Annotated in this window: 14 protein-coding genes; 8 read left to right on the top strand and 6 right to left on the bottom strand. The window is 36.9% G+C overall.

Annotated elements, in window-relative coordinates; genetic code table 11:
• Positions 1-114: 114 nt before the first annotated feature.
• The gene (locus I215_RS08010; RefSeq protein ID WP_008991460.1) at positions 115-1,521 is read right to left on the bottom strand and encodes a trypsin-like peptidase domain-containing protein; all 1,407 of its coding nucleotides are present in this window, start codon (positions 1,519-1,521) and stop codon (positions 115-117) included.
• A 213-nt stretch (positions 1,522-1,734) separates the two neighbouring features.
• Between I215_RS08010 and dapF the strand changes: the two genes are divergently transcribed.
• The 4 genes from dapF (at position 1,735) to I215_RS07990 (ending at position 4,848) form a co-directional block, all read left to right on the top strand.
• Positions 1,735-2,511 carry a diaminopimelate epimerase gene (dapF, locus tag I215_RS08005; protein WP_008991459.1) on the top strand — a complete coding sequence of 259 codons (777 nt, stop codon included), beginning with the start codon at positions 1,735-1,737 and terminating at the stop codon, positions 2,509-2,511.
• Positions 2,511-3,035, top strand: a complete 525-nt coding sequence (locus I215_RS08000; RefSeq protein WP_008991458.1) for a GNAT family N-acetyltransferase — start codon at positions 2,511-2,513, stop codon at positions 3,033-3,035. The genes dapF and I215_RS08000 overlap by 1 nt, the downstream gene beginning before the upstream one ends.
• Positions 3,035-4,078 carry an endolytic transglycosylase MltG gene (gene mltG / locus I215_RS07995; RefSeq protein ID WP_008991457.1) on the top strand — a complete coding sequence of 348 codons (1,044 nt, stop codon included), beginning with the start codon at positions 3,035-3,037 and terminating at the stop codon, positions 4,076-4,078. Before I215_RS08000 ends, mltG begins: the two co-directional genes overlap by 1 nt.
• Before the next feature lie 119 nt (positions 4,079-4,197).
• Positions 4,198-4,848, top strand: coding sequence for a lysozyme family protein (locus I215_RS07990; protein WP_008991456.1), 651 nt, complete (start codon positions 4,198-4,200; stop codon positions 4,846-4,848).
• 85 nt (positions 4,849-4,933) lie between these two features.
• Here I215_RS07990 and I215_RS07985 read toward each other — a convergent pair whose 3' ends face one another.
• Genes I215_RS07985 through dnaA form a run of 3 tightly spaced genes read right to left on the bottom strand, consistent with a single transcriptional unit; the run spans position 4,934 to position 7,575 of the window.
• Positions 4,934-5,656 carry an SAM-dependent methyltransferase gene (locus I215_RS07985; protein ID WP_008991455.1) on the bottom strand — a complete coding sequence of 241 codons (723 nt, stop codon included), beginning with the start codon at positions 5,654-5,656 and terminating at the stop codon, positions 4,934-4,936.
• A gap of 33 nt (positions 5,657-5,689) precedes the next feature.
• Entirely contained in the window at positions 5,690-6,148 is a 459-nt protein-coding gene (locus tag I215_RS07980) for a low molecular weight protein-tyrosine-phosphatase (RefSeq protein WP_008991454.1), read from the bottom strand.
• Positions 6,148-7,575 (bottom strand): chromosomal replication initiator protein DnaA, encoded by a 1,428-nt coding sequence (gene dnaA, locus I215_RS07975; protein WP_008991453.1) that lies wholly within the window; start codon positions 7,573-7,575, stop codon positions 6,148-6,150. Before dnaA ends, I215_RS07980 begins: the two co-directional genes overlap by 1 nt.
• A gap of 201 nt (positions 7,576-7,776) precedes the next feature.
• Between dnaA and I215_RS07970 the strand changes: the two genes are divergently transcribed.
• Entirely contained in the window at positions 7,777-8,172 is a 396-nt protein-coding gene (locus I215_RS07970) for an acyl-CoA thioesterase (RefSeq protein ID WP_008991452.1), read from the top strand.
• Between the two features lie 5 nt (positions 8,173-8,177).
• Here I215_RS07970 and I215_RS07965 read toward each other — a convergent pair whose 3' ends face one another.
• Together I215_RS07965 and ribD are read right to left on the bottom strand one after the other, a co-directional pair.
• The gene (locus I215_RS07965) at positions 8,178-8,792 is read right to left on the bottom strand and encodes an IMPACT family protein (protein WP_008991451.1); all 615 of its coding nucleotides are present in this window, start codon (positions 8,790-8,792) and stop codon (positions 8,178-8,180) included.
• Positions 8,793-8,921: 129 nt separating this feature from the next.
• Positions 8,922-9,980, bottom strand: a complete 1,059-nt coding sequence (ribD, locus tag I215_RS07960) for a bifunctional diaminohydroxyphosphoribosylaminopyrimidine deaminase/5-amino-6-(5-phosphoribosylamino)uracil reductase RibD (protein ID WP_008991450.1) — start codon at positions 9,978-9,980, stop codon at positions 8,922-8,924.
• A gap of 49 nt (positions 9,981-10,029) precedes the next feature.
• Between ribD and I215_RS07955 the strand changes: the two genes are divergently transcribed.
• The 3 genes from I215_RS07955 (at position 10,030) to ligA (ending at position 13,503) form a co-directional block, all read left to right on the top strand.
• The gene (locus I215_RS07955) at positions 10,030-10,509 is read left to right on the top strand and encodes a GNAT family N-acetyltransferase (RefSeq protein WP_040460038.1); all 480 of its coding nucleotides are present in this window, start codon (positions 10,030-10,032) and stop codon (positions 10,507-10,509) included.
• Between the two features lie 11 nt (positions 10,510-10,520).
• The gene (prmC, locus tag I215_RS07950; protein WP_008991448.1) at positions 10,521-11,387 is read left to right on the top strand and encodes a peptide chain release factor N(5)-glutamine methyltransferase; all 867 of its coding nucleotides are present in this window, start codon (positions 10,521-10,523) and stop codon (positions 11,385-11,387) included.
• A gap of 121 nt (positions 11,388-11,508) precedes the next feature.
• Positions 11,509-13,503 carry an NAD-dependent DNA ligase LigA gene (ligA, locus tag I215_RS07945; RefSeq protein ID WP_008991447.1) on the top strand — a complete coding sequence of 665 codons (1,995 nt, stop codon included), beginning with the start codon at positions 11,509-11,511 and terminating at the stop codon, positions 13,501-13,503.
• The last annotated feature ends 2 nt before the right edge of the window (positions 13,504-13,505 follow it).

The following is a 13,505-nucleotide window of genomic DNA, read 5'->3' as shown; positions in this document are numbered from 1 at the left end:
TTGAAATATCTTAATGGTGGCAAAAGTATAGATTTCAAACGTTTTCGTAAAATATTATAGCTAAAAAAAAGAGCTTCCTCGACGAAGCTCTTTGTAAATAAAATTTAAAATCTTTTAATTGCGGTAAATCAATCTTTCGCGTTCACCGTTTTGATTGATAAATACTAGCGTCATTACTCCGGAGCGCTGCGCTCTAGCCACTGCACTTTTGACATCTTCTATACTCTTAATTTTATCATCATTTATCCCTACTAGGAGTTTTCCTTCCAAGCCAAGACGACTATTGTAGTTATTAGTGTCAAAAATTAGCACCCCATCTTGCCCTTTGAAACGATCTTTAGAGGCCTCGGTTTGTTCTTGAACAGAAATTCCTATTTCTTCAATGGTATATACATAGGCACTGTTGCTTAATAGTTCGACCGTCCTATTGATGGTTTCTCCATCCCTTAAAAGGTGAAGCTGAACTTTATCGTTTGGTCTTTTACTACGTAAATAGCCTACCAAATCAGAAAATTTCCTGATTTTAATGTGGTCGATTTTTACAATAATATCGCCTGGTTTAACTCCTGCCTTTGCAGCGCCAGACTTTTTAAAAACCTCACCGACTAACAAGCCTTCAGATTCTTCTATACCGCTAGCAAGACCTTGACCAGTGCTTAAATCTTGTATTCTAACACCAAGGCTGCCCATCTGAACATTTCCAAATTCCATTATGTCATCTACCACCTTTTTTGCAATATTACTTGGTACTGCGAAGGAATATCCAATATATGAACCAGTTTGGGAAGTAATAGCGGTATTAATACCTATTAAATCTCCACGAGTGTTCACTAAAGCACCTCCACTGTTTCCAGGGTTCACAGCTGCATCGGTTTGGATAAAGGATTGAATATTGTTATCACGACTATTTAAGTCACGAGCTTTGGCACTAATAATCCCAGCTGTAACGGTAGAGGTTAGGTTAAAAGGATTTCCAACGGCTAATACCCATTCTCCAAGTTGGATTTGGTCTGAATCGCCGAAGGCTAAATAAGGTAAATCTTCTGCTGCGTCTATTTTAAGTAGCGCGATATCCGTTTCAGGGTCTGTTCCTATTAGTTGTGCCGTATAGGATTTGTTATTATTTAAGGTCACCTGAAGTTTTGTGGAATTTTCAATAACGTGATTGTTGGTTACAATATATCCGTCTGGAGATATAATTACCCCTGAACCAGTTCCCACTTGAGCACGAGGTTGTCTGCTATTTCCATAAAAGAAATCAAAAAGTGAACTTGGACCTTGACTTAATGTCAAGTTTTTAACGTGTACTACGGCGTGAACCGTTTTGTTTGCCGCTTCAATAAAACTTACATCATCAATGTTGTTAGGGGATGACGGAGTGTAGTTGGCGGTAACAAATTTAGGCTGATTACTTTGGTTTTCTAATGGGAAGGTTTCATTTTCAAAAGCAACTTTATAGATACCTAAAGTAAGTGCTCCACCTAAAACAGATACAAATAAAAGTGTAAAAAAGTTTTTCATTACGATTGATACATGATTAAATTTAACATTTAAAATTAGTTTATATAAAAACTTCAAAAATAACTTTAACGCACTTTAACACTACTTATAACAGGCTTAAAAGCGTATATTTGTTTTTCAGTTAGAACTTTGTTAAAATTTAACAATTGCTTTAAAGGTCTAGGGAGAAATGTAATATTTGCTCTTCCAACAAGAACGAATTATATGGACGATATGGAGGTTAACTTTTATAAATATCAAGGGACAGGAAATGACTTTATCATGATTGATAATCGCCGAGGCGATTTTCCAAAAGACAATGTTGATCTTGTTCGGTTCCTATGTGATCGTAAATTTGGAATTGGAGCCGATGGCCTCATTTTACTTGAAAATGCGAAAGAAGTAGATTTCGAAATGGTTTACTATAATTCTGATGGAAACCCTAGTTCAATGTGTGGAAACGGAGGACGTTGTTTGGTGGCATTTGCTAATTTCTTAGGGGTAATTCATGAAAACTGTACCTTTAGTGCTGTAGACGGTCTTCACCAAGCAAAAATTGAGGGCTCCATAGTGAGTCTTGCCATGACAGATGTGGAGAAAATTGATAATTTTGGCACACATAGTTTTTTAAATACCGGTTCTCCTCATCATGTTCAGATTGTAAATGGTCTTAAAGACTTTGATGTAAAAGTGGAAGGGGCTAAACTTAGGTATGGAAAATACGGTAATTCTGGAAGTAATATCAACTTCGTACAGCCAATGGACGAGAATTCCTTTATGGTAAGGACTTATGAAAGAGGAGTAGAGGATGAGACGCTTTCCTGTGGAACGGGTGTTACAGCGGTGGCACTAGCAATGCATGAAAAAGGATTAGCAACTTCCCAAGAAATACAATTAAAAACGCCAGGAGGCGATTTAAAAGTTTCTTTTATCAAAGCTGACTCAGGATATCACTCTATTTTTTTAGTAGGCCCCGCTACCCAGGTTTTTAAAGGAACAATTACAGTATAATGATAAGTTTATCAGGAAAAAATATCTTTTTAAGAGCTCTAGAACCAGAGGATCTTGATTTTCTTTTTGCCTTAGAGAATGATGAAAAGGTTTGGGAGGTCAGTGAAACTTTAGCACCGTATTCAAAATACATTTTAAAACAGTATTTAGCAAACAGTCACAAGGATATTTATGAAGCCAAACAACTAAGGTTGGCTATATCTGACTACAACAACAACCTTATGGGGCTTATTGACTTGTTTGATTTCAATCCTAAGCACCGAAGAGCTGGGGTAGGAATTATTGTTTTAGAAGAAGCAAATAGAAACAGAGGTATAGGGAAAGAAGCTTTATCCTTACTAATAGAATACGTCTTTAATCATTTAAACTTACATCAACTCTACGCCAATATTTCTCAGGAAAATAAGCCAAGCATTCACCTGTTCTCTAATTTAGGTTTTGAGAGAATAGGAGTTAAGAAAGACTGGCACTACGCCGCAGGGAAATATCAAAACGAAATTTTGTATCAAAAGATCAATCACTAATGTACATACGAAAAATACTTATTGCAGTTGTTATAATAGGAGCTATCGCGGGGATGGCTTTTGCTTATTTTGTATATAATGCAGTCTTTGTCCCTAATACAGCTTTTGAGAATGAAAAAGCCTATATATATATACGCTCAAACGACGATTTTAATGCGGTAATGGATCAACTGGATCCACTTTTGAAAAATAATAACACCTTTTTGGCTGTTGCAAAGCGTAAATCTTATGTGACTAATGTACGATCAGGCAAGTACGCTATTGAGAAAGGGATGAATAATAATGATATAATTAATAGTCTCAGAAGTAGAAATATTCCTGTTCAACTTTCTTTTAACAATCAAGAAACCCTTGAGCGCCTAGCTGGTAGGGTTTCAACTCAAATCGAAGCAGATAGTCTTTCCTTGCTAAAGGAATTTGAAGATACTGAATTTCTCAAACAAATAGGCCTTAATCCTGATACAGCCCTGGCAATGTATGTTCCTAATAGTTATGAGTTTTTTTGGGATACCTCGGCAGAAGAGTTTAGAGATCGCATGTTTAAAGAGTATGAGCGTTTTTGGAACCAAGAAAGGCTTACTAAGGCTGAGAAAATTGGACTTACTCCTTTGGAGGTGGTTTCATTAGCTTCCATAGTTCATAAGGAGACAGCTAAGGTAGATGAACGCCCACGTGTAGCTGGGGTTTATATGAATCGCTTAAAGAAAAACATGCTTTTGCAAGCAGATCCCACTGTGATCTATGCCATTAAAAAAGAATCAGGAAATTTCGACACAATTATTAAAAGAGTTTTATACAAAGATCTAGAATTAGATTCTCCATTTAACACCTATAAATACGCTGGAGTACCTCCGGGACCGATTGCAATGCCAGATATCTCAGCTGTGGATGCTGTGTTAAACTATGAAAAAAATGATTATCTTTATTTTGTTGCGGACGTTGAAAATTTCGGGTATCACAAATTTGCCAAAACCCTTGCTCAGCATAATCGCAACAAACAAGCATATGTTAAATGGATCAATTCAACAGGTATCAGGCGGTAATTTTAAATTAAGATAGTTTTAACGTATTGATTTTCTGTTTATTAAAAAAACCGTATATTTGCACGCTCAATTTTAAGCAATCACTTTAGCTGATGTAAGTCTTAAAGAAATTATTTGTAATGAATAAAAAACAAGTATTAAAATTCAATGTTTTAGTAGCTGTTTTAGTTTTGACACTTATACTTAGTTTCGGCTTTTCTGCAATTCAAGAACGAGAAGTCACTCTACATGATGCAAATAGGGTATCGGGGTTACTAGCCTACACGGTAAGTATGGAAGAGGACCCAATCATTAAAGAATTCGAACAACCTCCATTTTTAGGAAAATCTTTTAACGGATTTAAAGAGGCCTTGGCCTTTAAAGAATCCAGAGGAGATTATTTTACTGTAAACCAGTTTGGTTATATGGGGAAATATCAATTCGGTACTTCTACCTTGAGAACCATAGGGATTCATTCTAATGTTGATTTTTTAAATGATCCTGAGCTTCAAGAACGTGCTTTTATCACCAATCTTGAACGAAATAAATGGGTTTTAAGAAGAGGTATTAAATGGTATGTTGGTCGTGTTTTCAACGGCGTTGAGGTTACTGAGTCTGGGATTTTAGCAGCAGCTCACCTTGCTGGCCCTGGGAATGTGAAGCGCTACTTACGTACCCATGGCGCAAGTGGGTTCGAGGATGCAAATGGTGCCTCTATACGATATTATATGAAAAAATTTGCAGGATACGATGTCACTCATATCAAAGCTGAAAAAGCAGCTAAGATATAAAGCAGCACACTACAATTAAAACTATAGAGCCTTGGAGACCACTTCAAGGCTTTTTTTATGCTTGTTCCTAAGGCTTTGTAAAAGCTTAACTTGCATGTAATACGAAAATAGTAGGGCGTTTGTGTAAATCAACTGTCGAAGTCCTCCACTGCTTTACAGTTTTTGTTTTGATAAATTCCTGGGCTAAGGTAATATCTGTAGCAACAGTTAGAAGTGTATGTGGTTGCAATATGGAAGTTAAATCCTGTAATAGTTTGTTATTTCGGTACGGTGTTTCCATAAAGATTTGCGATTGACCAAGATCAATAGAACGCTTTTCCAATTGTTTTAATGCTTTCTTTTTGTCGGTCTTATCAATGGGAAGGTAACCATTAAAAGCGAAGCTCTGTCCGTTCATTCCACTTGCCATAAGAGCTAATAGAATAGAGGAGGGTCCAACCATTGGCACTACCTGAATTCCTGTTTGATGTGCTAGGGCCACCATTTCTGCTCCTGGATCTGCCACTCCAGGGCATCCTGCCTCTGAAATAACACCAACATCATTCCCCTCTAAGCATGGCTTTAAATAGTCTGATAGTTGCTCAGGGGCAGTGTGTTTGTTTAAAGTTTCTAACCGCAGATCTTGTTGTGATTTTGAAGGGCTAATTTTTTTAATAAATCGTCTTGCCGTTTTCTCGTTTTCGACGATAAAGTAGTTAGTTTTATCTATGAAATCCTTTACTGCAATTGGTAATACTTCCATAGGATCGTTTTCGCCCAAAGTGGTAGGAATAAGGTATAGTTTTCCAAATGTGTTTGGTAAAGACATATTGATTAAATTTTATGACCTTATCTGTTAATCTTAATGTGATTCAATCTTTTTGACCACCAAATCAGTAGCTTGATCTAAGAGCTGAAAAACATGTTCGAATCCTGAATCACCACCGTAATATGGATCTGGAACTTCAATGGCCTGTGGATTGTTTAGAACTTCCAGCATAAGTGTGACTTTTGCTTTGTCAGAAGTGTTTTTGGCCAAAGAAACGATGTCATTGTAATTCGATCTATCCATTGCGAATATGTAATCGAATTTATCAAAGTCCTCCGCGGTAAACTGCCGAGCACGTTGATCGGTTATATCAATTTTATATCTAGCTGCCGTTGCGATAGATCTTTTATCAGGCCCCTTACCAATGTGATAATTAGCTGTTCCTGCGGAATCTACAGTTACCTTGTCTGAATCAACTTTTGATTTTAAAATACCTTCGGCTAATGGAGAACGACAAATGTTTCCCAAACAAACCATTAAAACACGTGTCATTATTGAGAGAATTTTTGATTTAAATCATCGATGTATTTTCTGAATTGTTTATCAGTTTCTGCTAAGTTATCAACCGTTTTACAAGCATGTAGTACCGTAGCGTGGTCTCGTTTGCCTATTTGAGATCCAATACTTGCAAGAGAAGCTTTGGTGTACTTTTTGGCAAAGAACATGGCTAATTGTCTGGCTTGAACGATGTGACGCTTTCTGGTTTTAGACTGCAGGGTTTCCACATCCATCTGGAAATAATCTGAGATCACTTTTTGAATATAATCAATAGACACTTCCCGTTTGGTGTTTTTAACGAACTTCTCAACAATCTGATTCGCTAGTTCAAGAGTTACCTCTTTTTTATTAAAAGAGGATTGTGCTATAAGAGAAATAATGGCACCCTCTAACTCACGAACGTTTGATTTGATATTGCGAGCTACACAATCGATAATCTCTTCAGGCATTTCCACCCCATCTCTATAGAGACGATTCTTTAAGATAGAAACCCTTGTTTCGTAATCTGGATTTTGTAACTCTGCCGAAAGTCCCCACTTAAAGCGAGATAGTAAACGCTGCTCAATATCCTGCATATCTACAGGGGCTTTATCAGAGGTTAAAATCACTTGCTTACCGTTTTGGTGAAGGTGATTAAAAACGTGAAAGAAAACATCTTGTGTTCCAGATTTTCCTGAGAAAAACTGAACGTCATCAATAATTAACACATCAATGAGCTGGTAAAAATGTATAAAGTCATTTCGTGTATTTTTCTTTACTGACTCTATATATTGTTGTGTGAATTTCTCCGCTGAGATATACAACACAGTTTTTTCTGGGTATTTATCTTTGATTTCTACACCTATAGCGTGTGCAAGGTGGGTCTTTCCAAGGCCCACACCTCCAAAGATAAGTAATGGATTAAAAGAAGTTCCACCTGGCTTGTTGGCTACAGCCATTCCAGCTGAACGGGCAAGACGGTTGGAGTCTCCTTCTAAAAAGTTGTCGAAACTGTAATTTGGATTTAATTGTGATTCAATTTTGATATTCCTGATTCCTGGAATTACAAAAGGGTTTTTAAGTTCTGGGTTTTTATGTTTAACTGGAACATCCAATTCTTGTGGTTGCATATTAGCCCTATTAGAACTAGGTATGCTCTCAGTGAATGGCTGTTTGTTACCATAAGTGTTTTCCATACGGATCACATAAACCAATTTGGCATTTTCCCCTAATTCACGAGTCAGAGCTACTTTTAACAACTTCACGTAGTGTTCCTCTAGCCATTCATAAAAAAATTTGCTCGGAACCTGAATACTTAGCGCCTTATCAGTTAACTTTACAGATTTTATGGGCTCAAACCAAGTTTTAAAAGCTTGGGGTTGTATGTTGTCCTTTATGAAGTGTAGACAATTTTCCCATACAGATTCTGCAGTTACGTTCATTATTCAGTTATATTTTTAATAGTTTATTAGGATTGATAGTAATTAGAAACACTGAAATCAACTATCCTATAAAGATTAGACAAATATGTGAACAAATTCTTGAAAAAAAAAATGAAAGCCTATTGATTATGTGCTTTTTTTTTCTAATGATTGTTAACTATTTTATCACACTTTCTTAACAGTTGTAAAATACATTTTTTAATGGAGAAAACAAATAAAATTAACATTAGAGTTAGATATAGCGAAACCGATAAAATGGGGGTTGTATATCACGGCAATTATGCACAATATTTAGAAATTGCTCGTGTTGAATGGTTGCGTTCACGTGGGATATCTTACAAAGAGCTAGAAAATAGTGGGGTTATGCTGCCAGTGGTTTCATTACAGATAAATTATAAAAAGTCAGCACGTTATGATGACTTATTAACAGTAGAGCTTGAGCTCCTTAGATCTCCGGGTGTAAAAATTGAATTTGATTACAAGATTTGGAATGAAGATAATCAAATCCTTGCAGAGGCAAATACTGTTCTCGCTTTTATCGATGCTAATACTTTTAAACCCATTCGATGTCCTGAATATATATTGGAAAATCTATAGGAATTTTAGTCCTCTGTGTTTTCGATTTTCACTTCATATAGATGGGCAAAGGCAGCTTTAATATCTTCGGCTTTTGATTGCCTAATGCCGATGATGATTTCACAAGAAAGATGCATTTTTTGATCAAGTATATTTAGATTTTTTTCTTTAATAACACGCATCACTTCATTGATGTGTTTATATTCGAATTGGAGTTTAAAGTGAATATCGATGGTCTTTTCTACAATAGTAGCTTTCTCAAGTGTCATTTGTGCTGTAGTACGATAGGCATTAATAAGACCACCAACCCCTAATTTTACGCCTCCAAAGTACCGCACAACCACTATAAAGACATCTGTTAGGTCGAAAGATAATATTTGCCCGTGTATTGGTGCTCCAGCTGTGTTAGAGGGTTCTCCGTCATCATTGGCACGATACTGAATTTTGTCTTTGTGGTATCCCAGTTGCCAAGCATAGCAGTGATGGCGTGCACTGGAGTGAAGACTTTTTATTTGTTCTAAACGCTCCTTTGCGTCTTCTTCCGATTGTATAGGAAAAGCATAACCGTAGAATTTGCTACCCTTATCCTTAAAAAGGACTTCCTCAGTTGGTTCTTCTATGGTCTTGTATTGATCGTTCAAATTTGATTTTTTACAAACTTAAGGTAAATGTTAGAATGTGCAATTGGTAATAGGGAGTGAGTTTTACAAATTTGCACTTCAATGAAGTATTGTAAATGGAAAAAAAGCTGATCTCATCTACTAAGCTAATTACTCGCAGAAATGGTAAAGATTTACTGTGTCGTTTGCGATTTGATATTGGGATGTTAATTTGAAGTTTCGCATCACAGGAGCCTTGGTGCCGCTGCCTAAATTTTGGGTGCTCGTAAAAATTCTCGCCTCGTCCCATAACTGACTGTCAATGAAGCTTTGTAAGGTTTTTTTCCCGCCTTCGATAATAACGCTTTGGATTTTAAGCCTGTATAGTTCAGCTATAATTTGTTCCGCAATGTTTAAGGTAAAATCAATAGCCACGAAAGAAGTTTGAACGAATTTCTCACTTGGTAAAGGTTCTTTATCAGAGATAAAGAAAATCGTAGGAGTGGAATCATCCCAAAGATGTAGGTTTTTTGGTGTTCGAAGAGAAGCGTCTAGTACTAAACGAATAGGATTATTCCCTTTCCAATCCCGTGCACTGAGTTGAGGATTATCCGAAACCACTGTTTGAGTACCCACTAAAATCGCATGTTCTTCTGTTCGCCATTTGTGCACTAATTGGCGAGAAATTGTATTTGTTATCCAAAAAGGCATTGGTTCTCCTTTTGTCTCTTCAGGACTTATATAAAAATCTGAGGTTTGTGCCCATTTTAAAATTATATAAGGTCTTCTTTTCTCTTGGACACTAAAAAAACGCATATTTGAGGTTATACATTGTTCTTCCAATGTCCCCAAGATCACATTTACCCCAGCGCTGGTAAGTCTCTGAACACCTTTTCCACAAACCTCTGTGTTAGTGTCCATAGTCCCAATGACAACTGTTGGGATATTATTCTTTATGATTAAATCTGCACATGGCGGGGTTTTACCAAAGTGAGAGCAAGGTTCTAATGTGACATACAGCGTGGCAATTTTAAGGAGTGATTTATCCTTTACATTCTCAATAGCATTGACCTCTGCATGATTTAGACCTGCGGGGCTTGTGAATCCTTCCCCTATTATTTTGTTATTGGCTACAATGACACAACCAACAATAGGATTAGGATAGGTGTTTCCTAGTCCATTTTTAGCAAGCTGAATTGCTCTTTTTATATAGATTTCATGTATATTCATGCCCAAATACTACAGGACAAAAATACTATTAAATAACAGTTGTGACCTAATGATAATTAGACAAATTCAACCCAAAGATGCAGCGACAATGGCGGACATTGTCCGCCAAGTGATTTTAGAGGTTAAAATTCCCACTATAGGAACTGCTTTTGAAGATAAATCACTGGAGGATCTTTATAGTGCTTATCAGGGTAAAGGAGCAGCGTATTTTGTGATTGAACACAATGGTGCGGTTGTCGGAGGAGCTGGAATTGATACTTTGCAAGGTGGAGATGAAAATATTTGTGAGTTGCAAAAAATGTATTTTTTACCGAAGGCTAGGGGGAAAGGGTTCGGTCGAAGACTGATTGAAGTCTGTTTAACTCTTGCTAAGTCCATGGGGTATGCGTACTGTTATATTGAAACCATGCAAACCATGACAGCGGCTCGTAGTTTGTATAAAAAAGCAGGATTTACAGCCTTAGAAAACCCAATAGGAGCTACAGGCCATTGTTCTTGTGAAATTTGGATGATCAAAGCGTTAAATTGAAATTTAAAATAATGAAATTAGCAGAACTTAAGCTGCAGTTTTTTAAAGAGTTGGCGAATTTGTATCCCAAGGAAGAGAGTAGGACTTTTTTTAATTGGATATGCCAGCAGCAACTCGGATTAAAACCATTTGAAATAAGTGTTAAAGGTGAACAAACTCTAAAGGATGAACAATTGCGGTTTTTTGAAAAAGCACTCGCTGATCTTAAATTAGAGAAACCCATTCAGTACATTTTGGGTAAAAGCTATTTTTACTCAATGGAATTTATGGTAAATGAACATACCTTAATTCCTCGGCCTGAAACAGAAGAGCTCGTTTCTATGATTATAGAGGATAACAAGACTCATCCACGACCCTTACGAATCCTAGATATTGGGACAGGTTCTGGGTGTATTCCTATTAGTTTGGCAAAGCACTTAACACATGCAGAGTTATACGCTATTGATATTTCTAAAGACGCTATCAAGTTAGCCAAAGAAAATGCAATGAAAAATCAGGTGGTGGTGAGATTTGGTGAGATCGATATTTTGAAAGCATCCTTACTCTCGAATTTATTTACAAAAGTGGACCAATTTGAAGTGATAGTTTCAAACCCTCCATATGTACGTGAGCTTGAGAAAGCTACAATGAAAAATAATGTTTTAAAATACGAACCTCAGAGTGCATTGTATGTCTCAGATGAGAACCCATTGCTTTTTTATGAACAAATCACTAAGCTTGCCGCTTGTCATTTGAAAACAAATGGAAGACTTTATTTTGAGATCAATCAATACCTAGGGGATCAGACAAAGGATTTAGTTATTAATGCTGGGTTTAAAGAAGTGGAGGTGATCAAGGACACTTTTGGAAATGACCGTATGCTCAGTGCAGTTAGATAACCATATAGCGATTTCAATTCACAGCTTTCAAAGAATTGAATCAGGAACTTGAATTAATTTTTAAAAAATAAACCTGCATCTATTACCTTTGTTTAAAACCTCTAATTAACCGTTTTTATTTATGGATATTCAAAAGGAAATTTCTGCGCTTCGTCAAGAACTCACTAAACATAATTACAATTATTACGTGCTCGATGCGCCTGAAATTACAGATTATGAGTTTGATATGAAGCTCAAAGCCTTGCAGAAATTAGAGGCTGAACATCCTGAATATAACGATCCAAACTCACCAACTATTCGCGTTGGGGGTATGATTACCAAAAATTTCAAGACCATAAAGCACAGCATTCGAATGTACTCTTTGGATAATTCGTATTCTAAGGAGGATCTAGAGGATTGGGAGCGACGGATTGCACGTGTTTTGGGGGATGAAACAGTTGAATTTACCTGTGAATTAAAATATGACGGCGCTTCGATAAGTTTGACCTATAAAAATGGAATCTTGGTTCGTGCCGTTACCAGAGGCGATGGTGTTCAAGGAGATGAGGTGACAAATAATGTTAAGACAATTCGATCAGTACCCTTAAAATTACAAGGCGACTACCCTGATGAATTTGAAATTAGAGGTGAAATTGTCCTGCCCTTAGAAGGTTTTGCTAAAATGAATCAGGAACGTGTAAATGCAGGAGAGGTTCCTTATATGAACCCTCGTAATACTGCTAGTGGAAGTTTAAAACTCCAGGATAGTAGTGAGGTGGCTAAAAGACCTTTAGATTGCTTGTTGTATAGTCTTGCAGGAACTAACTTAGGGGTAGAAAGTCAATTTGAAGGCCTTCAAAAAGCCAAAGAATGGGGGTTCAAAGTTCCACAGCAAGCACGCTTGTGTAAGAATACTGACCAAGTAATGGATTTTATAAATTACTGGGAAGTGCATCGTCATGAATTACCCTATGAGATCGATGGTATAGTAATAAAGGTGAATAGTTTTCATCAACAAGATGAGTTGGGGTATACAGCAAAGGCTCCAAGGTGGGCAATGGCCTATAAATTTAAAGCAGAGCAAGTTTCAACGGTGCTAAAAAGTATTAGTTATCAAGTTGGTCGAACCGGCGCAGTAACCCCGGTGGCAAATCTTGAACCCGTTCTACTTGCTGGGACAACAGTAAAAAGAGCTTCCCTTCATAATGCGGATCAAATTGAGAAACTCGATGTAAGAATAGGGGACTATGTTTATGTTGAAAAGGGAGGCGAAATTATTCCAAAAATTGTAGGTGTAGATCTTAGTAGGAGATCCGAGCATGCAATGCCTGTGGAGTATATCCAAAATTGTCCAGAGTGTGGAACGCCACTAATTCGAAATGCTGGGGAGGCTCAACATTATTGTCCGAACATCTATGGCTGTAATCCACAAATCACAGGACGAATTCAGCACTTCATTTCCAGAAATGCCATGAATATCGAAGGTTTAGGTGCTGAAACTGTAGCCCTACTAGTTAAACAAGGACTTATATCAAATTATGCGGATTTATACCAATTGACCAAAGAGCAGGTGATTCCCCTTGAACGGATGGCTGAAAAATCAGCCGATAATTTAATTCAAGGAATTGAAAAATCTAAGGAAATTCCTTTTGAACGGGTCTTGTTCGCTTTAGGTATCCGATATGTAGGTCAAACAGTTGCCAAGAAATTGGCTAAGGAATTTAAATCTATAGATGCTTTAGCTCAGGCAACTATCGATACCTTAGTTGGTGTTGATGAAATCGGAGCAAGAATAGCAGAAAGCGTCGTTGAGTTTTTTGATAGTAATTACAATAACCAAATTATAGAACGACTTAAAGGATATGGCGTACAGCTAGAAATCTCAGCTGAACAGTTGGAGGAAAGTAGTGAAATCCTAAAAGGGTTAACCTTTGTAGTTTCTGGAGTGTTTGAAAAAGTTTCTAGAAATGAACTCAAAGAATTAATTGAGAAGAACGGTGGAAAGGTAGGCTCTTCCATATCCTCAAAAACCTCTTATGTGGTGGCAGGTGATAAAATGGGGCCAAGTAAGAAAAATAAAGCGGATGCCCTCGGGGTTAAAATTATCACCGAGGACATGTTTTTAGATATGATCTAAGG

The sequence above is a fragment of the Galbibacter marinus genome (assembly GCF_000300875.1).
GTDB classification, from domain to species: domain Bacteria; phylum Bacteroidota; class Bacteroidia; order Flavobacteriales; family Flavobacteriaceae; genus Galbibacter; species Galbibacter marinus.
The sequence above is the reverse complement of the archived record's forward strand: the minus strand, read 5'-3'. Positions and strand labels throughout refer to the sequence as shown.